General features: G+C 55.1%; 24 protein-coding genes. 12 read left to right on the forward strand and 12 right to left on the reverse strand.

Annotation, left to right across the window (positions count from 1 at the left end; all coding sequences use genetic code 11):
* Nucleotides 1–25: 25 nt before the first annotated feature.
* Nucleotides 26–715 carry a sugar transferase gene (locus ACRBB0_RS00655; RefSeq protein ID WP_431372454.1) on the reverse strand — a complete coding sequence of 230 codons (690 nt, stop codon included), beginning with the start codon at nt 713–715 and terminating at the stop codon, nt 26–28.
* A gap of 952 nt (nt 716–1,667) precedes the next feature.
* Between ACRBB0_RS00655 and ACRBB0_RS00660 the strand changes: the two genes are divergently transcribed.
* The 6 genes from ACRBB0_RS00660 to ACRBB0_RS00685 all read left to right on the forward strand — a co-directional run bounded on the left by ACRBB0_RS00660 (nt 1,668) and on the right by ACRBB0_RS00685 (nt 5,492).
* Nucleotides 1,668–2,282: a ribonuclease D gene (locus ACRBB0_RS00660; protein ID WP_431372455.1), complete on the forward strand. Its 615-nt coding sequence runs from the start codon at nt 1,668–1,670 to the stop codon at nt 2,280–2,282.
* A gap of 19 nt (nt 2,283–2,301) precedes the next feature.
* Complete coding sequence (gene lptC, locus ACRBB0_RS00665; RefSeq protein ID WP_431372456.1) at nt 2,302–2,907, forward strand: LPS export ABC transporter periplasmic protein LptC; 606 nt, start codon at nt 2,302–2,304, stop codon at nt 2,905–2,907.
* Nucleotides 2,908–2,917: 10 nt separating this feature from the next.
* On the forward strand, nt 2,918–3,400 hold the full coding sequence (gene lptA, locus ACRBB0_RS00670) for a lipopolysaccharide transport periplasmic protein LptA (protein WP_431372457.1): 483 nt from the start codon (nt 2,918–2,920) through the stop codon (nt 3,398–3,400).
* Nucleotides 3,400–4,158, forward strand: coding sequence for an LPS export ABC transporter ATP-binding protein (lptB, locus tag ACRBB0_RS00675; RefSeq protein ID WP_431372458.1), 759 nt, complete (start codon nt 3,400–3,402; stop codon nt 4,156–4,158). The genes lptA and lptB overlap by 1 nt, the downstream gene beginning before the upstream one ends.
* A 265-nt stretch (nt 4,159–4,423) precedes the next feature.
* Nucleotides 4,424–4,987, forward strand: a complete 564-nt coding sequence (gene hpf / locus ACRBB0_RS00680; RefSeq protein WP_431372459.1) for a ribosome hibernation-promoting factor, HPF/YfiA family — start codon at nt 4,424–4,426, stop codon at nt 4,985–4,987.
* A 40-nt stretch (nt 4,988–5,027) separates the two neighbouring features.
* Nucleotides 5,028–5,492 (forward strand): PTS sugar transporter subunit IIA, encoded by a 465-nt coding sequence (locus ACRBB0_RS00685; protein WP_431372460.1) that lies wholly within the window; start codon nt 5,028–5,030, stop codon nt 5,490–5,492.
* Nucleotides 5,493–5,567: 75 nt separating this feature from the next.
* Here ACRBB0_RS00685 and ACRBB0_RS00690 read toward each other — a convergent pair whose 3' ends face one another.
* The 8 genes from ACRBB0_RS00690 to cysQ all read right to left on the reverse strand — a co-directional run bounded on the left by ACRBB0_RS00690 (nt 5,568) and on the right by cysQ (nt 14,989).
* Nucleotides 5,568–6,998 (reverse strand): nodulation protein NodH, encoded by a 1,431-nt coding sequence (locus ACRBB0_RS00690; RefSeq protein ID WP_431372461.1) that lies wholly within the window; start codon nt 6,996–6,998, stop codon nt 5,568–5,570.
* A gap of 9 nt (nt 6,999–7,007) precedes the next feature.
* Nucleotides 7,008–8,708: a beta-1,6-N-acetylglucosaminyltransferase gene (locus tag ACRBB0_RS00695; RefSeq protein ID WP_431372462.1), complete on the reverse strand. Its 1,701-nt coding sequence runs from the start codon at nt 8,706–8,708 to the stop codon at nt 7,008–7,010.
* Complete coding sequence (locus ACRBB0_RS00700) at nt 8,705–9,715, reverse strand: glycosyltransferase family 2 protein (RefSeq protein WP_431372588.1); 1,011 nt, start codon at nt 9,713–9,715, stop codon at nt 8,705–8,707. Before ACRBB0_RS00700 ends, ACRBB0_RS00695 begins: the two co-directional genes overlap by 4 nt.
* 53 nt (nt 9,716–9,768) lie before the next feature.
* A complete protein-coding gene (locus tag ACRBB0_RS00705) occupies nt 9,769–10,953 on the reverse strand; it encodes a glycosyltransferase family 4 protein (protein WP_431372463.1) in 1,185 nt (394 codons plus the stop codon).
* Complete coding sequence (galE, locus tag ACRBB0_RS00710) at nt 10,934–11,917, reverse strand: UDP-glucose 4-epimerase GalE (protein ID WP_431372464.1); 984 nt, start codon at nt 11,915–11,917, stop codon at nt 10,934–10,936. Before galE ends, ACRBB0_RS00705 begins: the two co-directional genes overlap by 20 nt.
* A gap of 5 nt (nt 11,918–11,922) precedes the next feature.
* Nucleotides 11,923–12,816, reverse strand: coding sequence for a UTP--glucose-1-phosphate uridylyltransferase GalU (gene galU / locus ACRBB0_RS00715; protein WP_431372465.1), 894 nt, complete (start codon nt 12,814–12,816; stop codon nt 11,923–11,925).
* A 148-nt stretch (nt 12,817–12,964) separates the two neighbouring features.
* Nucleotides 12,965–14,188: a glycosyltransferase family 2 protein gene (locus ACRBB0_RS00720; protein ID WP_431372466.1), complete on the reverse strand. Its 1,224-nt coding sequence runs from the start codon at nt 14,186–14,188 to the stop codon at nt 12,965–12,967.
* 3 nt (nt 14,189–14,191) lie between these two features.
* Entirely contained in the window at nt 14,192–14,989 is a 798-nt protein-coding gene (gene cysQ / locus ACRBB0_RS00725) for a 3'(2'),5'-bisphosphate nucleotidase CysQ (protein ID WP_431372467.1), read from the reverse strand.
* Nucleotides 14,990–15,113: 124 nt separating this feature from the next.
* Between cysQ and ACRBB0_RS00730 the strand changes: the two genes are divergently transcribed.
* The 3 genes from ACRBB0_RS00730 to ACRBB0_RS00740 all read left to right on the forward strand — a co-directional run bounded on the left by ACRBB0_RS00730 (nt 15,114) and on the right by ACRBB0_RS00740 (nt 17,274).
* Entirely contained in the window at nt 15,114–15,944 is an 831-nt protein-coding gene (locus ACRBB0_RS00730) for an ABC transporter permease (RefSeq protein WP_431372468.1), read from the forward strand.
* A 109-nt stretch (nt 15,945–16,053) separates the two neighbouring features.
* Nucleotides 16,054–16,653, forward strand: a complete 600-nt coding sequence (locus ACRBB0_RS00735) for a COG3650 family protein (RefSeq protein ID WP_431372469.1) — start codon at nt 16,054–16,056, stop codon at nt 16,651–16,653.
* Nucleotides 16,654–16,665: 12 nt separating this feature from the next.
* Nucleotides 16,666–17,274, forward strand: a complete 609-nt coding sequence (locus tag ACRBB0_RS00740) for an SH3 domain-containing protein (RefSeq protein ID WP_431372470.1) — start codon at nt 16,666–16,668, stop codon at nt 17,272–17,274.
* Here ACRBB0_RS00740 and ACRBB0_RS00745 read toward each other — a convergent pair.
* Entirely contained in the window at nt 17,271–17,900 is a 630-nt protein-coding gene (locus ACRBB0_RS00745) for an alpha-ketoglutarate-dependent dioxygenase AlkB family protein (RefSeq protein ID WP_431372471.1), read from the reverse strand. The two genes, ACRBB0_RS00740 and ACRBB0_RS00745, sit on opposite strands and share 4 nt — an antisense overlap.
* Before the next feature lie 206 nt (nt 17,901–18,106).
* Here ACRBB0_RS00745 and dnaK point away from each other — a divergent pair, with 206 nt between their 5' ends.
* From dnaK to radC, 3 genes are all read left to right on the forward strand, one after another.
* Nucleotides 18,107–20,032: a molecular chaperone DnaK gene (dnaK, locus tag ACRBB0_RS00750; RefSeq protein WP_431372472.1), complete on the forward strand. Its 1,926-nt coding sequence runs from the start codon at nt 18,107–18,109 to the stop codon at nt 20,030–20,032.
* A gap of 78 nt (nt 20,033–20,110) precedes the next feature.
* The gene (gene dnaJ / locus ACRBB0_RS00755) at nt 20,111–21,271 is read left to right on the forward strand and encodes a molecular chaperone DnaJ (protein ID WP_431372473.1); all 1,161 of its coding nucleotides are present in this window, start codon (nt 20,111–20,113) and stop codon (nt 21,269–21,271) included.
* A gap of 120 nt (nt 21,272–21,391) precedes the next feature.
* Complete coding sequence (gene radC, locus ACRBB0_RS00760) at nt 21,392–22,156, forward strand: RadC family protein (RefSeq protein WP_431372589.1); 765 nt, start codon at nt 21,392–21,394, stop codon at nt 22,154–22,156.
* Nucleotides 22,157–22,168: 12 nt separating this feature from the next.
* On the opposite strand, the gene ACRBB0_RS00765 is transcribed toward radC, so the two are convergent.
* Together ACRBB0_RS00765 and ACRBB0_RS00770 are read right to left on the reverse strand one after the other, a co-directional pair.
* Nucleotides 22,169–23,728, reverse strand: a complete 1,560-nt coding sequence (locus ACRBB0_RS00765; RefSeq protein ID WP_431372474.1) for a phosphate ABC transporter substrate-binding/OmpA family protein — start codon at nt 23,726–23,728, stop codon at nt 22,169–22,171.
* Nucleotides 23,729–23,762: 34 nt separating this feature from the next.
* On the reverse strand, nt 23,763–24,734 hold the full coding sequence (locus tag ACRBB0_RS00770) for a translocase (protein ID WP_431372475.1): 972 nt from the start codon (nt 24,732–24,734) through the stop codon (nt 23,763–23,765).
* Nucleotides 24,735–24,843: the final 109 nt, after the last annotated feature.

Below are 24,843 nucleotides of genomic sequence, written 5' to 3' on the forward strand. Positions count from 1 at the left end.
GCTGCATATATAAGGTGGCTTAGGTTTAGCAGCCGGTGCCGCGCGCCACGACCTTGAAGGTCTTCAGGATCGTCTTAACGTCGGTGGCAAAGGACAGTTCGCGCAGGTAGGCGGTGTCAAATGCGGCACGCTCGGAAAAGCTCGATTCATTGCGAACGGAAGTCTGCCAGAAACCTGTGATACCGGGGCGAAGCGCATAATAGGCGGTGCCAGGGTAGATTTCCTGCTGGCTAGGCATCATTGGACGCGGGCCAACCAAAGACATGTCGCCGCGCAGGACGTTGAGCAATTGTGGAAGCTCGTCGATGGAGGTTTTGCGAATGAGGCGGCCGATTTTTGTGATGCGCGGGTCGTGGCTCAGTTTCTGAAAGCGGTCCCACTCAACCCGAGCGGCAGGATCGTTTGCCAGGTGATTGGCCAAGGCTTCGTCAGCGTTGGTGACCATAGAACGCAGTTTCCACATGCGAAAAATGCGACCGTTCTGACCAACGCGCTTTTGCATGTAGAATGGCGACTTGCCGTCCAAAGCAACCAAGGCTGCGAAGATCAGAACAAAGAACAAAACCGGCAGTGCGGAAATCAGAACCAATGTCACATCAAGTGCACGCTTGAAATGGTCGCTATAGGAGGACGTGCTTGACTTAGCAAAGATGGCTTCGTCGATCAGAGCGTCAATGGTTGCCGTGGGCAGCGGCTGGCGAATGTGCAGTGTCAAGTTGACCTCCTAGAGCCAATCGTGACGGAAGCTTGTTCAGGACCTGAAGCGGTTCTGGCTTGTATCAGGCAAAACTCAACCGGCGCTCCGAGCAGACGGAACGTTGAAAGGTTTCGGCGAAATCGCCTCAAGTTTTACAGATCTAGGCGCAGTTTAAAGCAGCAGACTGACCATTTACTCCCGAAGTGAAGCACCAACCCCCAGGTGCCGGTTTGTGCGAAATGTGACGTGAATTTGTCATATCCGCTCGACCTCTTTGTTATGACAATGAGGCGCTTCTGCGTCAACACCAGCTTGGATCCGCACGTTATGGTTGAAATATGTAGTGGTATTAAGGGGTTGTCCAGGCTGTCACGCCGCGATTTTCACATGTGAAGACATCGCCCAATTATTCCCCTCTTCAAGGCCCTGATGCTACTTGGCGTCATTTTTCTTGCACTTTGGGGGCTTTGGGCCATGCAAAGACTTGGAAACGATAATCAGAAAATTGCAGGCTTATTGTATCTCGACTGGAAACGGTCGAATGATCCTGCGCGGTTCCTCCGGTGAATCATGGCAATACGGGGGCGGTCATTGCGGGAATTTCGACGATTGCGGAAACAGTACAAACCACCGTTTTCGCTTTGAATTGCCCGTTTGGGCCGATTAAGCCGATCCGCCCAACAAGGCGCGTGCGTAAAGGCCTTCCTAAACGCGTTATATTTGGTGACAATCTGAACACGAGTGAAAACGATCACGGATTGTTACAATTTTCGAAAAAGCGTGAGGAGTATGTCCGAATCGGGGCCAGACTTTGCCACATTTGAGCCCAATTTCGCCCGAATCTGGTCCGAATTGGGCAGAGGCCCGGCGAAATGTGGCGCAGCCGCCCAAGTCGCCTTGTTGAAAGCCTGCCTCTCGGTGGATATGTGGTCTTAAGGGCTTCGGTATCGGCCACAAAGAAAGGGCTCCCATGACAAACCACCTCTATCAGGGCGATTTGCCCGGCGATTTGGAATTGGGCCCAATTGTGGCAATTGATTGCGAAACCATGGGTTTGATCCCGCGCCGCGATCGGCTGTGCGTTGTTCAGCTTTCTGGCGGAGATGGGCACGCGCACCTTGTTCAGATTGCTCAAGGACAAACATCGGCCCCAAATCTTGAGCGCATTTTAACGAACCCAGACGTTTTGAAGCTGTTTCATTATGGGCGTTTTGACATCGCTGCGATGTATAATGCCTTGGGTGCGCTGACCGCTCCGGTTTATTGCACCAAGATCGCCAGCAAGATGGTTCGCACCTATACGGATCGTCACGGCCTGAAAAATCTGACGCAGGAATTGATCGGGGTGGATATCTCTAAGCAGCAACAATCAAGCGATTGGGGCGCGCCGAATTTAACCAAAGCCCAGATTGACTATGCCGCTTCGGATGTGTTGCACCTGCACAAGCTTCGTGAGGTATTGAACGTTCGGCTTGAACGCGAGGGGCGGGTCCAGCTGGCGCAAGCCTGCTTTGACTTCCTGCCAACACGCGCACTATTGGACCTCGAAGGATGGTCCGATACGGATATTTTTGCCCATGCCTGAGCAGAGAAAGGCCTAACCCATGGCCCGTGCCCAGGGGCTCTATTCCCATGTTATCGCCTGGTTGAAAATCCTGTTGCCTTTGGTGGCACTGGGCCTGTTGTCGACGATTTTCCTGTTTTCGCGCAGCACTGACCCGGTGAACAAAATCCCCTTTGCCGAAACGCTGCAGCGTGCGGGTGATACCATGACGGAAATGGTCAGCGGTCCCTATTATGCCGGGACGACCGCACGCGGTGACACGTTAACCATGACTGCGCGTTCAGCTTTGCCCAAACCGTCCGGCGAAATAGAAGCGAAAGAAGTTTCTGCGCGGATGCAGATGGTCGACGGGTCGGAGCTTCGGTTGAAATCTGAACTGGCGACGTTGCAGGACGGTGAACAAAAGGTCACCCTGCACGGCGGTGTTCATATTGAAAGCTCGACAGGCTATAATCTGTTAACGGAAACTCTAATCTCAGCCATAGATCAGATCGACGCCGAAAGCGTTGGTCCCGTAAAGGGCGAGGGGCCTTTGGGGACACTGGCCGCCGGAAAAATGCGCATCAAGACCGTTGAAGGTAGTGAAGATGTGCAAATATTGTTCACTGGCGGTGTAAAACTGCTATATCTGCCGCAAAACAAGTGAGTGTCTTAGTATGACCAGATTGATCGCCTTTCTCTTCATCACGTTGATTGTGCCCGTCATGTCCATGGCTCAGGGCGCGCAGGTTTCGTTTGGCGGCAACCAAGACACCAATGCGCCTGTTGAGGTCACGGCAGATTCCCTGTCAGTCAATCAAAAGGACGGCACCGCACTTTATACCGGTAATGTTGTGATTGCTCAGGGTGAGATGCGCCTGGCGGCCCCTCGTGTTTTGGTTGTGTATTCTCAAACCGCGCAGAAGATCCAACGGATGGAAGCAACCGGCGGTGTGACAATGGTCAGCGGCTCCGAAGCGGCCGAGGCCCAACGTGCGGATTATTCATTGGAAAAAGGCGTTGTTGTTATGTCCGGCGACGTGCTCTTGACCCAAGGGGCCAGCGCGTTGACGTCCCAAAAGATGACCGTCAATCTTGAGTCCGGCACCGCGCAATTGTCCGGTCGTGTCAAAACGGTTCTCAACCAGGGCGGGCAGTAATGGCCGGTCCCGAATTAACAGTAACAGACGGCCAAGCCGGGCTGGTCATCGAACATTTGCGCAAAAGCTATGCCAAACGTGTCGTCATCCGCGATGTCTCCCTGCGCTTGAACCGCGGCGAAGCGGTCGCGCTTTTGGGCCCGAATGGCTCAGGTAAAACCACATCCTTTTATGCAATTGCTGGCTTGGTGAACCCCGAGGGGGGGCAAGTTTTGATTGATGGTCGCGATGCGACCTATCTGCCGATGTACCGCCGCGCCCGTTTGGGAATTGGGTATCTTCCGCAAGAAATGTCGATTTTTCGCGGTTTGTCTGTCGAGGACAATATTGGTGCGGTTTTGGATATTGCCGAAAAAGACCGGCACCGTCGCCGCGAGCGGCTTGAAGAATTGTTGGGTGAGTTTTCTATTGAGCACCTGCGCCGTGCGCCTGCGCTGGCTCTGTCTGGTGGGGAACGGCGACGAGTCGAAATTGCGCGCTGTTTGGCGGCTGATCCGAAATATTTGCTGCTGGACGAACCTTTTGCGGGTGTCGACCCGATCAGTGTTGGCGATATTCGTCACCTGGTCGCAGATCTTAAGACCAGAGGCCTTGGCGTCCTGATCACCGACCACAATGTGCGTGAAACTCTTGAGATCGTCGATCGAGCCTACATCTTGCATGACGGCCAAGTTTTGATGTCTGGCACCCCCGAAGAGGTCGTGCGCAACGAAAATGTACGTCGCGTCTATTTGGGCGAGAACTTTCGCATTGGTTGAGTGCGGTTTGTCTCAATCCTTCGACGCTCTGTTTGACCTTGTGTGGATTTTTCTTGATCGGGATCATTGACTCTCGCCTCGTTTCCACCGTCAAATGGGTTATGGCATTTTGGTTTGCTGCATGTTTGTCTGATCAATGTTTCCGTTTTAGGGGACGGGTTTTGACAATCCTCAACCAAGTGTCTTTCCTGAAAAGCGACTGTTCGATTGGTAGGCCTTGGCCTGCGTCTATCGTGTTGCTTGCCAAAAACAAAAAGGATGTAATATGCGCTATCAGATCACGGGAATGCACATCGATATAGGCGACGCGCTGCAAACCCACGTGAAAGAAGAACTGGGGGCTGTGCTTCAAAAATACTCGCAAAGGCCAACGGATGCGAATGTCATATTCTCCAAAAGCGCACATGAATTTGTTTGCGAAACCACTGTGCACCTGTCCACTGGCCTGACGGCCGCTGCCAAAGCACATGCCACCGAAATCTATGCAGCCTTTGATGCTTGCGGTGAAAAACTTGATAAGCAGCTGCGGCGGTACAAGCGCCGGTTGAAAGACCATCACAAAGATCGGACAGAGCCCGTTGAAATCTCCGGGGCATCCTCGTATATCCTCGCCAGCGATACGGATTCGGAAGCACAAGAGCCTGAGTCGCTGCAGCCCATTATTGTGGCCGAGATGGAGACAAAGATCCCCTCGCTCACCGTGGGTGAAGCCGTGATGCAGATGGAATTGGCAGGCGCGCCGGTTCTGGTGTTCCGCAACGAAAAAAAGGATGGCGTAAACGTCGTGTATCGACGTGAGGACGGCAATATCGGTTGGATTGATCCATAAGCCGAGCCGTCGAGATAAGCGCTTTTGATACAGGTAGACTATGAAATTCGCTGATCTCATCAAGCCTGAGGCCGTTAAATCTATTTCTGCGGCATCAAGTAAGAAACGGCTCATGCACGAGGTCGCCGAACTGGCGGCCTCGGCTTATGGTTTGCCGGTTCAACAGATTGTTGATGCCTTGATGGAGCGTGAAACGCTTGGCCCAACAGGTGTCGGGCAGGGTGTTGCCTTGCCACATGCTCGTATTTCCGGGCTGGATTCGGTTGTCGGAGCCTTTTTGGTGCTCGAGAAACCGGTGGATTTCGACTCAGTTGACCGTCAGCCGGTGGATTTGGCGTTTGCCTTGTTTGCCCCCGAAGATGCGGGTGTCGAGCATTTAAAAGCCTTGGCATTGGTGTCGCGGAATTTGCGCGAATCCAGCCTATGCGCCAAATTGCGGGCCAATCTCGACCCTGCGACGCTTTACACGATTTTGACTGAAACAGAGTCCGTCAAAGCCGCTTAAGCAAAGCAATCAAGCGCCCGCATGTTTTGCGGTCGTCTGCCAAGCTGAGCGCTTGGCCATCAGGCGATTTGCATTTCAGGCCCAGTTATCAAAACCAAACATCACATAGTCCCGTGCGTAAGCGTCGCGGGCAAGGCTCTCGATCTGGTCGTCATATATTTGGGTCAGTGAAAACGGGGCTTTGTTGGGATATGGTTGCGGCTCAATTGGTGCGGCATGGCCTACTTGCATCGCGAGGGCCGGCAGATACAGGCTCATTTCATCTTCACGAATGATCATATCAGGGAGCGTGAAATCGGCCATCCCCTGTAAGCATTGCGCTTGGCTTGCCCAGTGACCATCAACGCGGACGCCGGTTTGACCCGCCAGGTTGGCTTTGACCCAGGCCAGATAGGCTGTAAAGGCGGTCCGGTGTGCTTCGAGAGTATAGTCATCTCCCGGCTCACCCTCAGGAATGGGCAGGTTATGCGCGCGGCGCAAGGTTTTGCGAATACCTGCAAAACTGCCTTTTTCTGTGGTCAATATTTTGGAGCAGAAGGCCTCATGTGCCCGCGCCAAAGGATGGCGGATCACCGTGAAACTGCGATGTCCCGGTCGCTGGCGCTTCCAGCCCCGCAGAGTGTTTTGCTTGAAATTTTTGTCCAGCGCATTCTCGTCTACGCCATCCAAATCGCATAGCCATTTGCGGACCGAAGCCTCAGGGCCTGAACGGATTGGCATGTAAAGCAGCGGTGTTTTCGCCCCGCCAATATAGGACGGAACCACCGGGCCCCGACGCGGTTCGAACGTGGGGGTCCGGGTCAGGTTAAACCGATCGAGCCGCGACAGGGACTGCTCCATGTCCTCAAAATTTGTAACTTTTTCGGAAACCGGTTGTGGGTTTTGCCGTTTGAGATGCGTGTTGAGCCCGTCAAGCTGCGACGTGGCCCCTAGCCAACGCGCCAAGCCATTCATAATTTCAACGTCTTGCAGGTCTTCGTAGGCAACATAAAAGGCGGTTTGGGCACTGCGTTGCAGGCTGTTCATTATGTCGACCTGAAACCCCTGCAAGTCTGCCAAATGCTGTTCGAATTCATCTGCGTCGAATTGGGCCTTGGCGTCTTTTCGCGATTTCACGTTGGTCAGCTTCCACTGGCCTGTGGCCTGTGCAATCTTCCAACTGACATAGCTGTCTACCGGATTTCGGGTCAGAACGACTTTGGCAATTTTCGGGTCACTTAGAACGGTGTCAAGAATGCGTGGATCGTGTTCATGAAAATAGCGAAAACCGCCAATTTCATCGGGGTTGGCCGTGCGGATTTGATCCAAAAGGCGCAGCGGGTCAACATCACGCTCTTTTTGTGAAATACCCAGAATGTCTTCGGAATTGGGATAACCGATGAAATGTGGGTTGAAAGCTTCGCCGTAGCAACTGATGCCCTCAAACGTGTTCAGGTTGGCCTCAAGAAAATTGGACCCGGTGCGCATTTCTGCAAACACAACGAAACAATCGAAACGATCAGACATTCAATAGGCCTATTTCTTGATCAAGTAGGGTTTGCGATGACCACCGGGCAAGTTGCGCGGAGCCGGGTCGACAGGGAAATCCCCCATCAGATACGGATGCATCCCTTGGTTCTTCAAGTTTTGCAAGAACTGACCAAATCCAGTGAGATCTTCCAGCCGGGGGGCCTCTGCCAAACGGCGCAGGCTCTTTTGACCGATTTCGTCGATAATCACCTGAAGGGGTTCCATCGGTGCCTCAATAAATTCTGCCATCGTCCAGATGCGCACCCGCGCTTTGACGTCGGGGCTGCGCAACTCATTAAGCATCTTGCTTTCGATCTTCTGAAGCGCTGCAGCTTCGGCACGAATTTCGGCGAAATTTGCATTCGATTTAAAGAGCGGAACCGCCCAAGCCCCTGAGACAACACTGATTTGGGCATTGGGGTCCCGGGATATGTGCCAGTTGATTTTGGGGTTGTCATGTGGGCCATATTGGAAACATTGCCGTTCTCCACGGGTGTTCCAAAGCAGATTTGTCAAAAACGCTCGCGGGTTTGCATCACGCAGCTTTGCGTTGTTTGACAGAGCGCCGTTGATAACCGTCTGGCCGCCAGAAAACTCAGCGCCATCTGGTCCGTAGAGATGGCCGTGCACCTGTGCACCAGTGGCTCGGCTAAGCCAACTTTCGAAATCTTGGAACAGTTCTGCAAAGCCCTGAAACACGGAGTAACGTCCCGCCGTGACGCCGTTTTCCCAGCCCAAATTGGGGAAGCGGCTTTGCATGAACAGTCCCGGACGGCCGCGCGTTCGACGGTCAACGGCCTTGGCAAAGATGCGGTCAATCTTGCCGGGATTTGGCTCCTGATAGGACATGGCCCCGTTCGGATCTGTCAAAAAGGCATCGTAAAGCCGGGCCGCTTCTGGCCAGATTTTACGTGCTACAAAGCAATCGGACCGCCTCAGGAGCTGCAGGTGATCGTCGTAGAAGATGTGTGGCTTGCCTTGGAAGTCGAACTTGGACAGGGTCAAAGACCGGCTTTCGATATTTGTCGAATACAACCGTGATAGCGTTTGGAAGTAGCTTTCATCGGGAATCCAAACGTGACGAAAGTAGTTGTCAAACCGCTCGCGCTCTGGATCTTGTAGGATCGCCGAGAGCGTTTGACGGGTCAGGCACCACCATTGGCTCCCCATATGGGGTACAAGGCCGCCCGGAATGCGGCGTCGGTATCCAAGAGCGCGTTGAAATTCGACAAGTTTGTCAAATAAATACCGGTTCTTGCGCCAGCTGAATGGGAAATGCATCGTAAAGCGTTCCTGATCCAGCCCGCCGACGGTCCAGGGAACATCTGCGGTTGTGGCGCTTTCGATAAAATCCGTGCGGGGACGTTGTCCGAGATAATCCACCAGCTCTTCGACCGGCCGAAGGGGGAGGCATGACCCGGAAGACAGGTAAACATGCCGCACATGTTCGAAGTTTGCCAGCATGAGTTCGGAGGCATCTTGCGACGCCGCGACCAAACCCCAGGTGCCCCATTCGCACCGATGCCTTTTGGAAAACAAGACCGTTGGCACGTCCGACAGGCGCGCGACAAAGCCGTCATAGGTTTCGCGGGGAACCATTTTGTCGACATGGATCACCACCGGGCAACCGCCCCGCGTCCAATGGCGTGCCACTTCTTCGGCGCGGTCCAATGCGGTGTGCACGAGCATGATGATCCCGACGCTCATGCCCAGTTTCCTTTGGACATGAGCCCCAAAATCTCAAGTTGTCGCCAGTTGATGTATTTTTCAGACCATTTGCACCACAAATCCGGGTTGTCTTTTACGCCGTCTGCATAGGCAATGTATTCGCGGCTTGCCCCGTAATGCTGATTGCGCGCCAACTCTTCTTCGGCTTTGGCGGCAAAGGTGTCGAGAAACTTGGTATGGAGCAGGATCCCGCTCGCCTTTTCGCCCCCCCATTCATCGTAAACCTGATTGAGGCCACGCGGCAGCAGGTTGTGGGTGGAGCTGACATAGGCGTATTGGCGGTTCCATTTCACCAGCGGAATCTTGTTGAGGGCAGGGGCAAGTTTCGGGCTGTCCTGAAAGAACATCCGCGCCCGTGGCCCGCCTTGAATCCACAAATTACCAAATTGCTTGTTCTTTTCGACGGTGTAATTCCCGGAATCGAACCAAGATGCGATCTCAAGCGGGTTTTGCCCCGCATGGTATGGCTGCGCATCAATGCGCCCTTTCGGGTACATATCCAGCAACATCGCACTAAAGGATTTGATCGAAGACGCATCCAGCCAGTCGGTCAGAGCGCGAAGTGGCCGCGTGTCACAAAACGGGTATAAAAACAGCTCGTCCGGGTCGACGGTCAGTGTCCAGTGATCATGGGCGTATTTCATCGCCAACCAATTCAGCCAATCAACCCCAAAGCGGGACCGTTTGTAACTGGCTTGGGTTGTCCAGACAGACACATCTGGCTGTTTTGCAAGATAATCGAGCGAGCCATCCGTGCTGTCATTGTCGACAAAGAAAAAGTGGTTCACCCCCATATCCCGATAGTATTTCAGGAACCAAGGCAGTCGCACGCCCTCGTTGCGTTGGGTCGAAAACAGGAGGATGTCAGATGGGGCAATATCGGCGGTGCGATTGGCAACAGGGCGCAAGTCACGACGTTTGCGAAACGCCCGTATGCGCCAGCGTTTTCGCTGAACCCGAAGCCGGTATGACTGCCATGCGCCCAATCGTCTGCCCTTGTCCAAGCCGGTTCCCGGCCACTCGTTTTAGATGGCAGCTATCAGATCAAGGTTAAGACGGTCTTGAAATGCTCATCCCAAGAGGGAGGAATAAACGCCGGAGTACCACCTAAGCCTGTTCGATGTGCCTCTGCCATCTGTATTATTGTTGTTTGCCAAAGATACCTGTCAGAAGCGTCTGCGTAAACGGGAATATTTCCCATTATTTCTCGGTAGATGGGGAGATCGTTGCATAGTACAGGCACGTGCAGGGCGGCGGCCTCGATGGGAGGCAGGCCATATCCTTCGGCAAAGCTGGGAAACAACAGGCCCGCTGACCCTTGCAACAAAGCAAACAACTGATCGTCGGGTAGATCGTTCAATTCATGAACGCGGCTTGGCTTGGCGTCCAGCTTTGCGAAAACATCATGGTTTTCCCAGCCGCGATGCCCGCAGATGATCAGGTGAGCGTCAAGTACTTGAGGCCAAATATCCAGCAAAAGCGCGTGGTTTTTGCGGGGTTCAATGGTGCTGAGGCTGACGAAATACGGTTTGGTCCAGGCACCTGATGGCGCGGTTCCCGTTTTCGGAACCGGCACCCCAAGGTGAGCAACCGCGATCTCGGGCAGCGCGCCCTTGGCGTGTCGGGCCATGTCATCAGCCGTTTGATACGAGTTGCATAGAATGAGATCCGCGCGCCGACAAACCCTGTCAAAAAATGCACGAAACCGGTCAGTTGTGTCCGGTCGCTGGTATTGTGGAAAGTCCAAAGGGATCGTGTCGTGTACCATGACTGCGATCCGTGACTTGCGCAATCGCAGCGCGGATATGACCCGTTCGGACAGGTTGGAATGACCGATATTCAGATAGTGAACGCCTATGGGCAGATGTCGGCTTAGCATGCGTGACAGGCGCATCGGCAAGCAACGATCCAAGCAGATACGGCGCAAATACGCCTCGGCCCGCGCGCGTGTTGGGTCCAGCCCCTTGCGCAGTTTCGCGAGCCGATCTGGTGGCCCCCATGCGCCATCAATCATCCGGTCCCGAACGTGTTGGCACCCTTCTTGATCAAGCAAAATGTAGCCAAACGAGCTGCGAATCAGACCAAAGAGCGGCCCTTCTCCCAGCAACCGCTCAAGATAGGCAAATTCAACGCGGTCCACCCCCGTCATCGCGCGCCCTGCACGGCTGATCAACCTTGTGAGGTCAAGCAGCCGTGTTGGGGGGTTATGCGTCGTAATGGCCATTTTTGTGCCAACGCCAGGCATCGGCAATCATCTGCGCCATAGTTGAGCGATCCGGGGACCAGCCGAGTTCTTCTCCAGCGCGGGTTGAGCCGGAGACAAGCTTGGTTGCATCGCCCGCTCTGCGTGGCCCGTCCGAGCAGGGCACTTCGAGATTGGTCACAGTGCCCGCAGAGTCGATCACTTCGCGCACCGAAAATCCGCTGCCGGTTCCAAGGTTGAATACTTGGCTGCCACGACCATCCTGAAGCCACTTCAAGCCCAGAATATGTGCATCGACCAGATCGCAAACATGCACATAGTCGCGAATGCAGGTGCCGTCGGGCGTGTCGTAATCAGTGCCATGCACCGTCAGCGCCGGACGTTTGCCATCAATGGCTTCGAGCATGACAGGTATCAGATGGGTTTCGGGGCGATGATGTTCGCCCACCTCCCCCTCGGGATCGGCACCGGCCACATTGAAATAGCGGAAAATCACATGGCGCAGCCCATGCGCGGCTTCAAAGTCACGCAAGATGTTTTCCACCGCCCGTTTGGACGCGCCATAGGCATTTAGCGGTTCTTGTGGGGTGTTTTCATCCAGCACAACATTGTCATGCTCGCCATAGGTTGCGCAGGTCGAAGAGAACACAAAATCCAAACACCCCGCATCGACCGCGGCTTCGATCAGGGTGAGCGATCCTTCGACGTTGTTGCGCCAATACATACCCGGTTGAGCCATCGCTTCGCCAACTTGGCTCAGGGCGGCAAAATGCATCACGGCGACGGGCTGCCATTTGGCAAAGACCTCGTCGAGACGGGCGCGGTCTTTGAGGTCACCCTGTTCGAACGGCCCAAATTTGACCGCGTCTTTCCAGCCGGTACACAGATTGTCAAACGTCACGGGCGTAAAACCAGCGGCCTTCAACGCTTTGCAGGCGTGGCTGCCAATATAGCCAGCCCCACCTGTCACAAGCACATGCGTCACGTTGATTATTCCGCCGCTTTGCGAGCGGCCATAATCTCGTGCAAGTACCCTTCGAGATCGTCTTTCAGATCATCGCGGGACAGGCCAAAGGAGACGGTTGCCTGCAAGAAACCACTTTTTGAGCCGCAATCGAAACGCTGGCCCCGGAAACGGTATCCATAAACGCCGCTGCCATCGCTGATTTCGCGGGCAATCGCATCGGTCAGTTGGATTTCACCGCCTGCGCCCGATTTGATTTTGTTCAAATGACGGAAGACGTCTGGCGACAGGATATAACGGCCGATCACAGCGAGGTTGGACGGGGCTTTTCCTGCGGCGGGTTTTTCAACCATGCCTTTGACTTTGACAATGCTGCCCATGTCTTCTTCGACATCCAAAACACCATAGCTTGATGCCTTTTCAGCAGGAACTTCCATCGCGGCAACCATATTGCCACCGGTTTCTTCGTAGGCTTCAACCATTTGCTGCAAGCAGGGTTTTTCCGCTGCAATCACATCGTCGGGCAACATAACCGCAAAGGGTTCGTTGTGGATCAACCGACGGGCACACCACACGGCGTGACCCAGTCCAAGCGCCCGGTGCTGGCGAATATAGGCGATTTCGCCGCTATCCATATTGGTTGATTTAAGGGTGTCGAGAAGATCGTCTTTGCCCTTTTTGCGCAGCTCTTGTTCAAGCTGCGGCGCGTGGTCAAAGTAATCTTCCAGCGCGCCTTTGCCGCGTGAGGTCACAAATATAAATTCTTTGATGCCTGCGGCGCGGGCTTCGTCAATTGCATATTGTACCAATGGGCGGTCAACCAAGGTCATAATTTCCTTGGGTACCGATTTTGTCGCGGGCAAAAAGCGTGTTCCCATACCTGCGACTGGAAAAATGGCTTTCGTGACCTTCTTGCGCATCGGTCTACTCCTAAAATTACACTTTGGCTCGGTTATCGCATGTGACTTTGGTGGTATCCACCAATTTGTGATGTACCCAGAGCGATATCTAATGATTGTTTCGAATTCGTTGTAGTTATGCTGCTTAACGCTTGTTTATGACTAAATTTTAACCGCGCACCCCTTTGACGCGAGCCAGCTCCTCATTGACACGATTGGAAAACCGCCGATAGCGCCAAAATGGCTGATCTCGATCGCTGCGCCCAAACAGCCCGCCGAATTGCTCCCAATAGCCACCTTCTCGGAAATAAACCTTGTGAAAACGGGGGCTTGGGCGAAAAATAAACAGGCTGACAATCGCGCCGTCTTTGACCATTTTCGCCGCCTCTCGGCGCAGTTTTCGGGCTTGCCAAATTCGCCCGGCAAGCACGCGGCGTGGTGCGTTTGGTCGTCCGCTAAATGCAAGAAAAGCCGATTTTGCAGCCGAAATGGGCGGTAAATTGATGCAGTCCCGTCTCTGCCCTTCGGCACCGCCATCTTGCAGTTCGCGTAGCAAATTTCGGATCTGATCGGCGTTTAATTGCCGGTTTTTGGCAAAGCGAAAGAGCCTCAGGCGCTGTTCTTCGCAAAAGGCAATCCATGCCCGTTCCTGATCCGCCTGCGGGCAGTATTTACGCAAGAACAAGCGCTGAGACGCCCCGATCTGGGTCAGATCTTTGGGAACACGCGCGGCGTTGCGCCGTTCACTTTCTGCAAAACCGTGATGCACCTGGGCCAATGGAACAATTGCGGTTTTGAACCCAGCTTGGGCAATCCGCATGTTCAGGTCGGTTTCATCAAGGTAGAAATGAAATCCGGGGTCAAAGCCGCCTTGCTCGGCCAAGACCGTACGGCGAAACGCCATATTGGTGCCTTCGGTCTTGACGGTCTGGCCGGCGGAGACCACCGGAACGGCCGGGGTCATGTCTTGGAGGATCAGGGAAGAGGCGGTTCCGGTATTGTCGACGGTTCGCGCTTTCCATTGAAAAGAAATACCATTTCGGCCAATGACATAGCCCCCAGATGCCGCGATATCGGGTGTTTCAAAAGGGGCGCATAAATGTGTGAGCCACAAAGGTTCGGGAACAGCATCATCGTCGATAAACGCGACAATATCGCCCGCGGCCTGTTCAATGCCCAAATTGCGGGCCGCCGAGATATTTGGCTCATCATATGCGACCAGCTTGATCTTATCGGCATCGGCGCGGGCGCGGGTGATGGCCTGCCCATCCGGGCACGCCACAACAATCACTTCAAACGGCGCATAGTCCAGTTGCGCCAATCCTGTCAGGCAGTGTGCCAAGGCCAAAGGGCGGCCCCGGCTGACGACCACCACGCTGACGGGCAGGGCCATGGATCAGGCCTTTTTCAGCTCAACACCCGGTGCGTAGGCGATAAAGAACGGGTTGGCGAACCCGTCTTTGCCATAGACCAGAGGGCTGTGATCGTCGAAACGCACCACCTTGCCACCAGCGCCATGCAAGACGGCCTGACCTGCGGCGGTGTCCCATTCCATGGTGCGACCAACGCGTGGGTAAAGATCTGCCTCACCTGTGGCAACAAGGCAGAACTTCAAGGAAGAACCGGCGCTTTTGCTGTCTTTGGTGGCATATTTGGCGATGTAATCTTCGGTCGCCTGATCGCGGTGCGACTTTGAGGCCACAAGCATCAGCGCCGAGTTATCCGGCGTGCTCACCGAAATCGGCTTGGTCTCGCCGGGGGTGTCTTTGTTGAACGGGCCCATTTCTTCGACAGTAGAGCCATCGGCCAAGGTGTAGAACATCCGTTCGCGGGCCGGGGCATAGACCACACCGCGCACAGGCACACCATCTTCGACCAAGGCAATATTCACCGTAAAATCGCCGCGGCGCTTGATGAATTCTTTGGTGCCGTCCAGCGGGTCAACGATCAAAAAGGTTTTTGCATCAACCCCGTGGCTGTCCGCTTGCTCCTCAGTCACCAACGCGACATCAGGAAAGGCTGCGCGCAATCCGGCCGAGATCAGCGCATCGGCTGCTTCATCAGCTTCTGTGACGGGGCTGTCATCGGACTTCACTTTGACGTCGAAATCATCTGCGTTGTAAATCTCCATGATCTTGTCACCGGCCTCTAGGGCCAGCTTGCGGATCACTGTTGTCAGATCAGAATAGTCCACGAAAAATGCTCCTTCCCGCAAACCTGCGGGTTTTATTGATTTGAAAGCCTTTGGGTCTTATGGTGGCAATCAACAAGAAGGGCAAGAATGCCATAATACAGGCCGCGTATCGGAGCAGCGACCCATGTTTCAGATTACCACACCTCGGTCACGGCTGAGTTCCGCGATCTATATTGCTGAGCTTATCTACCATAATTCGGTCCGCTCAGTGCGCAAATCGCACGGCAACGCCTTTATGGCGATTTTTATGAACATGCTTCAGACCGTCGTCTTTGTGATGGCCTTCTATGTGATGTTCCAGATTCTGGGTCTTCGCGGCACGGCGCTGCGCGGAGATTTTATGGTCTACATTATGACCGGGATCTTCCTGTATATGACCCATTCCAAGACTTTGGGCGCGGTGTCGGGGTCTGAAGGACCCGCCAGCCCGATGATGCAGCACGCGCCGATGAACACGGCGATTGCGATTGCCTCGGCCATGGTCAGCACGCTCTATATTCAGCTTTTGTCGCTGTTTGCGGTTCTGTTTGTCTATGATGTGGCCTTTGCCCCCGGTGTTCTAAAAGAAATCCACGATCCCATTGGCGGTTTGGCGATGATCTTGTTGGCCTGGTTTTCGGGCGCGGCCATTGGCATGATTGTTCTGGCCATTAAGCCCTGGTTCCCAACGCCGGTCGGCATTCTCTCGACGGTGTATCAGCGTGCCAACATGATCGCATCGGGGAAGATGTTCGTGGCCAACACGTTGCCGCCCTACATGCTGACCATGTTTGATTGGAACCCCCTGTTTCATTGTATTGATCAGTCGCGCGGATATGCGTTTCTGGATTACAACCCACGCAACTCAAGCTGGGAATATGCTCTGTATCTGTCGATCGTTTTGATCATGATCGGCCTGATGGGCGAATTTTACACCCGCAAACACGCCTCGGCCTCTTGGGGTGCGCGCCGCTGACCCCAAGCGGTGGGATTCCTGACTTTGGATCGGTAACCTGAAACGCTACTCTCCTGTGTGATTGAAGGGGTGCGAACGCATGTGCGCACTGTTCCCAAAGGAGATATTGATGCTCATTCGTGCCTTTGCCGTGCTGCTGGCGACCACTTGCGGAGCCTACGCCGATAATTTGCCTGCGTTGTTTGACGTCACCGGAGTCGCGTCCGATGATACTCTCAACGTGCGCACCCGCCCGATGGGCGGGGCCAACATTATCGGGACGTTGGCCTATGATGCCAAGGGTATTGAAGTCATCGAAGAGCAAAGCAATTGGGGGCGCGTTAATGTTGACGGGGGCACGGGCTGGGCCTCGATGAAATTTCTGAAAATGCAACCGCAGTCATCCTTGCCAGAGGCGCAGAACCTGCGTTGCTTTGGCACCGAACCATTCTGGTCGCTCAACATAACTCAGGGCGAAACGGCGGTTTTGTCGACACCCGAAGGCTCGGATCGCGGTTTCATTGTCGGCTCTCTCCAAGCGGCATCCGCACGACCCGAACCCTATGCGATCCAAGGGGCCGGGCAGGGGGAAAACATCACCGTTGTTGTGAGCAAGGAAATCTGTTCCGATGGGATGTCGGACAATTTGTTTGGTCTTGATGGCACCGTGGTCATTGGCGGTTACCTGACCGAGGTATTGTCGGGCTGTTGCACAGTTCAAGTCGACTAAGGAGCCCACATTATGTTGAGATTCATCGCAATTTGTCTTTGCTTGGCCGGACCGGCCGTCGCCGCAGATTTCCCGGCACTTTACAATGTCATTGATGTCGCCTCTGACGATACGCTCAATATTCGATCCAAACCGTCGTCCAAGGGCGAAGTGATCGGCGTGTTGGAACACAACGATGCCTATGTTCAGATTGAAGCCTTCGATGCATCCGGCCGCTGGGCGCAGGTCAGCGCGGGCGAGGCGGGGATGGGCTGGGTCTTTGCGCGTTATTTGCAAGCGGTTCCCGGTGCGACCTTCCCGGACTGGCCCTATTTGCAATGCTCAGGGTCAGAAGCGGCATGGTCGCTGCGATATGCCGACGGCGATGGTGTGATGTATCGCGCAGGCTATGAAGGACCGGGACGCCACCTTGCCTCTGGCCCCATCGTGACCGCTTCGGAAAACACCAAGGCCAAGGCGATTATGGCCAGCGATGGCTCTTTGCATGTCTCGGCTCTGATCGAAAACGCCCAATGCTGGAGCACGATGATCGACGCGTTTAGCGGTCTCGAAGCCACAGTGTTTGTCACTGGTGAGCAGCAGCAGATGATGCATGGGTGCTGTAGCCTGATGGCACCTTAGGTTACGACCCGCAGCGTCAGATTGATCCGCCCGCCCTGTGGCAGCAGGGTGGAGGACCCAAAGCGCAGCCGATCCACGCCGTGATAGGCCAACCGGGCCTCCCCTCCCATCACAACGACATCGCCTGATTTTAACCAGATCGACTCGGTTTTCCCGCCGCGTTCAACATTGCCCATGCGAAACAAGGCGTCGTCGCCCAGGCTGATCGACACCACTGGATAGTCGAAATTTGCCTCATCTCGATCTTGATGCATCCCCATGCGCGCGTCTTGCCCATACCAGTTGATCAAACAGCATTCCGGGTCGCGTTTTGGGAGAAGTTGACAGCTTTCAACTTTATACCAAATTTTAAGGATTGAGGCCGGAATGGCGGGCCAACGGGCACCATTTGGATGCGCTGCCTCATACCGGTATCCCCGCCGATCACTGATCCAACCAAAGTCACCAGCGGCACTCATACGCACCGACATGGGTTTGCCACGCGATGTCACCGGTTGCAGCAATGGCGCGGATTTCAACACCTGCCGCAATTCTTCCACCAGCGATTCTTGTTCCCTTCGGGCAAGCAAACCGGAATGGATGACAAAGCCTTTTTGGCGAATTGGTGGTAAATTTGCGCGTTCCATAGCTCTTTCTTTCGCGATTCCTAACGTTAGCCAAGCAATTCTGCGCATTTGGCTGTGCGCAGGTGCTTGCACGGGCAAATGCGGCTCCTTATATACCCTCCGAACGCGCCGGATCCGGCCGGACCGGCGTTCCTGCCATACGGGGTGTCGGATGCCGCTACGGGTCCAGCGCAACGTGATATCGCCTGTTAAGAAAGGGATCGAACATGGGTAAAGTGATCGGTATCGACCTCGGTACAACGAACTCTTGTGTTGCCATCATGGATGGCTCAGCCGCCCGCGTCATTGAAAACGCAGAGGGCGCGCGCACAACACCATCTATTGTCGCATTTACTGACGACGAACGTCTTGTTGGTCAGCCAGCCAAACGTCAGGCTGTCACCAACCCAGAGGCCACCGTTTTCGCGGTCAAGCGTCTGATTGGTCGTCGCGTCACTGATGCAGAAGTCACCAAAGATCAGGACATCGTTCCATACGCTATCGTTGATGGCGGCAATGGCGATGCTTGGGTGCAAGCCAAGGGTGAGAAATACTCCCCATCGCAAATCTCGGCCTTTATTCTCGGCAAGATGAAAGAAACCGCTGAGAGCTATCTTGGCGAAGAAGTCACACAGGCGGTTATCACCGTGCCTGCGTACTTTAACGATGCTCAGCGTCAGGCCACCAAAGATGCCGGTAAAATCGCCGGTCTCGAAGTGCTGCGGATCATCAACGAACCAACAGCGGCTGCGCTGGCTTATGGTCTCGACAAGAAAGAAAGCAAAACCATCGCGGTCTATGACCTTGGTGGCGGCACGTTCGATGTGACCATTCTGGAAATCGACGACGGTCTGTTCGAAGTGAAATCGACCAACGGCGACACCTTCCTTGGCGGTGAAGACTTTGACATGCGCATCGTCAACTACCTCGCGGACCAGTTCAAGAAAGAGCATGGCGCCGATCTGACCAAAGACAAAATGGCCCTGCAGCGTCTCAAAGAAGCCGCTGAAAAAGCCAAGATCGAACTGTCTTCGGCCACTCAGACCGAGATCAACCAGCCGTTCATCACCATGGACCCGGCCACAGGCGCACCTTTGCACCTGGTTGTGAAACTGACACGTGCCAAGCTGGAAAGCCTTGTGGGCGATCTGGTCAAAGCCTCTATCAAGCCTTGCCAGGCTGCGTTGAAAGACGCGGGCCTAACCACGGCTGACATCGACGAAGTTGTTCTGGTTGGCGGTCAGACCCGTATGCCACGCGTCTTTGATGAAGTGACCAAGTTCTTTGGCAAAGAGCCGCACAAGGGTGTGAACCCTGACGAAGTTGTTGCCATGGGCGCGGCCATTCAGGCCGGTGTTCTGCAGGGTGACGTCAAAGACGTTGTTCTGTTGGACGTAACACCTCTGAGCTTGGGTATCGAAACTCTGGGCGGTGTCTTCACCCGTCTGATCGACCGCAACACCACCATCCCGACGAAAAAGTCTCAGGTCTTCTCGACCGCCGAAGACAACCAGTCGGCTGTGACCATCCGGGTTTTCCAGGGTGAGCGCGAGATGGCGGCTGACAACAAAATGCTCGGTCAGTTCAACCTCGAAGACATTCCTCCGTCGCCACGCGGCATGCCACAGATCGAAGTGACCTTTGACATTGACGCCAACGGCATCGTGTCCGTGGGCGCCAAGGACAAGGCAACCGGCAAAGAGCAGCAGATCACAATCCAAGCATCTGGCGGTCTGTCGGATGAGGACATCGAAAAGATGGTTCAAGAGGCGGAAGACAACGCCGAGGCCGACAAAGAGCGCAAAGAGCTCGTCGAGGCCCGCAACCAAGCCGAGAGCCTTGTGCATTCTACCGAGAAATCGGTCGAAGAGCATGGCGACAAGGTTGATCCGTCCACTGTTGAGGCGATCGAACTGGCCGTTGCGGCGCTCAAGGATGACCTTGAGAAAGACGATATCAGCGCGGACAAGCTCAAAGGTGGCATTCAGAACGTCACCGAGGTTGCGATGCGTCTTGGCGAAGCGATCTACAAAGCCCAAGCCGAAGAAGCAGGCGAAGAGCCCGCGGCTGCGGATGCTGAAGGTCCTGCCGGTGCCGACGATGATATCGTTGATGCCGACTTCGAAGATCTGGGTGATGACAAGCGTGGCTAAGGCCGGTTTGTGACACTGATCGGGGGCCGGTCCGGGTACCGGACTGGCCCTTTTCCTTTCCTGGAAAGGAGGACGTAGATGTCCAAAAGTGATTATTATGATCTGCTTGGTGCCGCCAAAGGTGCCTCTGCGGATGAGCTCAAGAAAGCCTATCGCAAGAAGGCCAAAGAACTGCACCCGGACCGTAACTCGGACAACCCGAATGCAGAAGCTCAGTTCAAAGAGATCAACGAGGCCTATGACGTCCTCAAAGATCCTGAGAAAAAAGCAGCCTATGACCGCTATGGTCATGCTGCGTTTGAAGGTGGCATGGGTGGCGGCGGCGGCCGTCCCGGTGGCGGTTTCGGCGGTGGCGGACCCGGCGATTTCGGCAGCGCGTTTTCGGATGTGTTCGACGATCTGTTCGGCGATTTCATGGGTGGGCAGCGCGGCGGCGGCGGACGGCAACGGGCCTCTCGCGGGGCCGATCTGCGCTATAACCTGCGGATAACGCTCGAAGATGCCTTTGCTGGCATGCAGAAAACGCTGAATGTCCCGACATCGGTTCAATGCGGCGAGTGTGACGGATCAGGCGCTGAAGGCGGCGCGGAGCCAACCACCTGCCCAACCTGTTCTGGCATGGGCAAGGTGCGGGCAACGCAGGGCTTTTTCACGGTTGAGCGGACCTGCCCAACCTGTTCCGGTCTTGGCCAAATCATCAAGAACCCATGTAAGGCCTGCGGCGGCAATGGCCGTGTTCAAAAAGAGCGCGCCTTGTCGGTCAACATCCCGGCCGGTGTCGAAACCGGGACGCGTATTCGTCTTGCTGGTGAAGGTGAAGCTGGGATGCGGGGTGGCCCTCCGGGCGATCTCTATATCTTCATCGAAGTTGACGAGCACAAGATTTTCGAGCGCGAAGGTGGCGAATTGCATTGTCGCGTGCCCGTGTCGATGACCTCTGCGGCTTTGGGTGGCGACATTGAAGTGCCGACAATTGATGGTGGACGTTCGCGCGTCAAAATCCCATCAGGAAGCCAGTCTGGCCGTCAAATGCGCCTGCGTGGCAAAGGTATGCCCGCGCTGCGCGGAGGCGGTGTTGGGGATATGTTCATTGAACTGGCCGTTGAAACGCCAGTGAACTTGACCTCACGCCAGAAGGAACTCTTGAAAGAGTTTGAAGGGCTTGCGGAGGATAACAACCCCGAAAGCTCAAGCTTTTTCTCGTCGGTCAAAAGCTTCTGGGACGCCATGAAGGGGTAACCCCCGGCCCGGCACGTGACCCTAAAAGACGGCATCCTTTTGGGTGCCGTTTTTTTATGGATGTGGGAACAGCTTGGCAACATTAACGCCTTGTTCACCAAGACACGTCACCCTCGCATCATGACCCGAGGACCACATTTTTCAGATTCGCAAGCTGCGCTGTTTGATTTGGACGAAGCGCCCATGGAGCCTGTCCCAAATACCAAAGCCTTGCCATCCTATATCAAGGATCATCGCGCCCGGTTGCGAGAGAGGTTTATGATTGGTGGGCCTGAGGCCTTGCCAGACTATGAGTTGCTGGAACTGGTTCTGTTTCGCGCGATCCCGCGGCGGGATGTGAAACCCTTAGCACGTCAACTTCTTGATGTTTTCCAAGACTTTAATGGAGTCGTCTCAGCCCCCAAAGCCCGGTTGCAAGGCGTCGCGGGCGTCGGTGATGCGGTCATCACGGAACTCAAGATTGTTGAGGCCGCGGCGCATCGCTTGGCGCAAGCCAAAGTGCTCAAAAAGCATGTTGTGAGCAGTTGGGACGCATTGTTGGATTACTGTCAAACCGCGATGGCCCATGCAGATGTGGAGCAGTTTCGGGTGCTGTATCTAGATCGCAAGAACGTGCTGATTGCGGATGAAGCACAGGCGCGCGGGACGATTGATCATGTCCCTGTTTACCCGCGTGAAGTGGTGAAACGGGCCTTGGAGCTCAACGCGACGGCGTTGATCCTTGTCCATAATCACCCATCCGGCGATCCTACCCCAAGCGGTGCTGACATTGAAATGACGGAACAAATTCGAGAGGCGGCAGAGGTGCTTGGTATTTCGCTGCACGACCATCTGGTGATTGGGAAATCCCAGGAACTCAGCTTTAAGGCCGAAGGGCTGTTGTAAAAGGTGCCGGACCTAGCGCAGCCACACTTCCACCCGGCGGTTTACTTGACGGCCCCAGGATGTTTCGTCACAGGCCATTGGCATAGCTTCGCCAAAGGCATCTGTGATCACCTCGATTTGATCAAGATCGGCGGTTTCAGCGGCTTGCTCGACGGCGCGTCTCACGGTTTCGGCCCTTTTGCGCGCAATTTTAAGATTGCCTGCTGCCGGTCCAACACCGTCGGAAAACCCGACAAAAACCAATTTGCGCCCATCATAAATCCCAGCTTCGAGGGATCGGGCCAGCTGTTGCACGTTCGAGCGCGACTGCGCATCGAGCCGGGTCGATCCTGTTTCGAAGCGAAAGGAGGTGGTCAACCGGCGCATGGCCGAGAGGCTCCGGGTCATGCGCTTGAGCTCGGCGAGTGCGGCGTCATCTTCGGTGACTAGCACGGCATTAGCAAAGCGATTGCCCTGGAGATCGACCGGGACTTCCTCTGGTGCTTGGTCAACAAATCCGGCTCGGCGGATGACGATTTGGGCAGGCGGTGTGCGGGTAAACGTCAGGAATTCACGTGCCAAAGCAGGCAAGCGCCGGGCGGGCACGTATAGGAACATCGGCGTGGTGAGCGGGAAATCTTCGGTTTTGATAGACCGCCGCGCGGCCCGCAAAGAAAACCCGCAATCGCCACCAATCAGAAGAGGCTTGGCATTTCCGATGTCCGAAAAGCTAGCGATTCCAAGGCTAAATGGATCGCGGGCAACCGCGCTGGCCAGTTTTGCGTTACTGTCGTGGTGCAGGGCGTTCGGCGTCAACGTGGCGTTGGCCGGTGTCAGGACCCGGTCTTCGAGCCCTTGAGACAGACCCGACCGCGCATCACGCAGATGCACGGAAACCGGCGCATCTGGGCCTCCGAGCTCGCGCCAGTTGGTCAATTTGCCTGATAGAATGCGGCTCAGGTCCGAGAGGGAAATTTTGGTGACAGGGTTATTTGCGGCCACGATCGGCACCAGCGCGTCCAGGGCAAGCACGCGGGCGCGGTTGGGGGTCTCAAGGTTGCCCAATCCCGCTTCTCGGGCCAAGGTGACTTCAGCAGGGCGGATTTCGCGCAATGACATGACAAGGTCGGCTTCTCCGGCCAATAAATCGGCGAAACCCTCATCGGTATTGGTGACCCTGAAGGTAAAGATACCCACCACTTTTTTGCTTCGAAGGTCGCTCAGAATATATGCAAACCGCCTATCGTCCAAAGTCTCGCGTTTGGCGTTGAGACCATTGCGGAGCGCGAAAGATTCGAGCAGGGCTGGCATGAGCACAGTTCCCATCGTCGCCGAGCCGGACACTGTCAGCCTCGCGACATAGTCAGTCAGGGAGGGGCAAGAAGGCCCATCACACAGCACGCCCGAGCTGTCGACGGTCAGCTCCCCGAATTTGGTGTCGATCCGGTAGAATTCGCCATCAAAGCCGAGGAACGTTCCGGTCAGCTCAATAGAGCCATCGCGGGATCGCAAGGTGATATCTTGCGCAAAGGCTGCGCAAACCGAGCCGAAAAAGAAAAGTGCGGCGATGATCGCCGCACGCAAAATGTGCATGTGTTGCCCTGCCCAGATCCTGAGTTGACGCGAATTACCTCGCGGCGATTGTCAGGTCTTGGACAAGATTATTCAACACCAGAAAGTCACCTGTGCTGTCGCAGCCGGGAATTTCTAACGTCATGTCGCGGACACGAAGGTCAGCTCCGCCAATAAGCTCAAATGTTTGCGCCTCGACGCGGGTTTCGCAATTGGCTCCTGTGACTTCGGCTTCTACCGACAAAGCGATCTCACCACTACGTTTGGTGGCACCAGTGGGGTAGGAGTAGATTTCGACCAACTGGGCTTCGGGTGCTTCCGATTGTCCCAGACGGGTCAGAAAGCCGCCCTCGCCGCGTGCGGTCGCTGAGAGATCTCCGCTGGTGGCGGCCCAAACATGGCCGTCTGTGAAGTAGTCGGCGTCAAACTCGCGGGCGTGCAGTTGTAGGCCTGCGTCGCCTTTCCATTGCAAAACGACCCGGTCGTAGAATGGCATCGAAGTGACTTCGACGGTTGCCATCGCGCCATCCCCACCGGGGAAAGACGCCATGAAAACAGCGGCCTCTGCAAGGGCGGGGACTGTCAGATCAAGCGAGCCATCGGGTTGCATAACCTCGGTGAAAACCATGCCCTGATGGTGAATGGTGACACGTTCACTCGCGTGGCACGCGGAGGACAGCGAAAGTTTGACCATCGCACCAGCCGCCGGGCTTGCCTCCATGCGGACATCGCAACCAAAGCTTTCGACGGTGTTGTCTTGCGGCAATTCAGTGCCGATCAGACCTGGATCAGCCGCAGCCAATTCGATGGGTTGGTTCGGCATTTCGATGTCGAACTGCAAATCTGTCGGAGGCAATGGCAAGGCCGTGGCAGAGGAGACTTCGGTGATATCCGAAACCTGCAACGGCTTTGATTGCGCCGTTTTTCCCTGTCCGGGGAGGGCAAGGCCGAATTGCATGACATAGCCGATTCCCAAGGCGCATACCAAGGTCGTACCAGCCAGTAGATAACTCTTGAGACGAGCCATGTCGGCCTCCCGTTTGTTGCGATTGGAGGTCAACTTGGCAGGGAAACGTGGCAGGTGTAGGGCAGGGTGGCGGAGTCATTGGGGCATTAATGCGCGGCAAATCTGGCCG

Origin of the sequence: Pelagimonas sp. (assembly GCF_050633425.1) — a bacterium.
In the GTDB taxonomy this organism is placed as follows: Bacteria; Pseudomonadota; Alphaproteobacteria; order Rhodobacterales; family Rhodobacteraceae; genus Pelagimonas.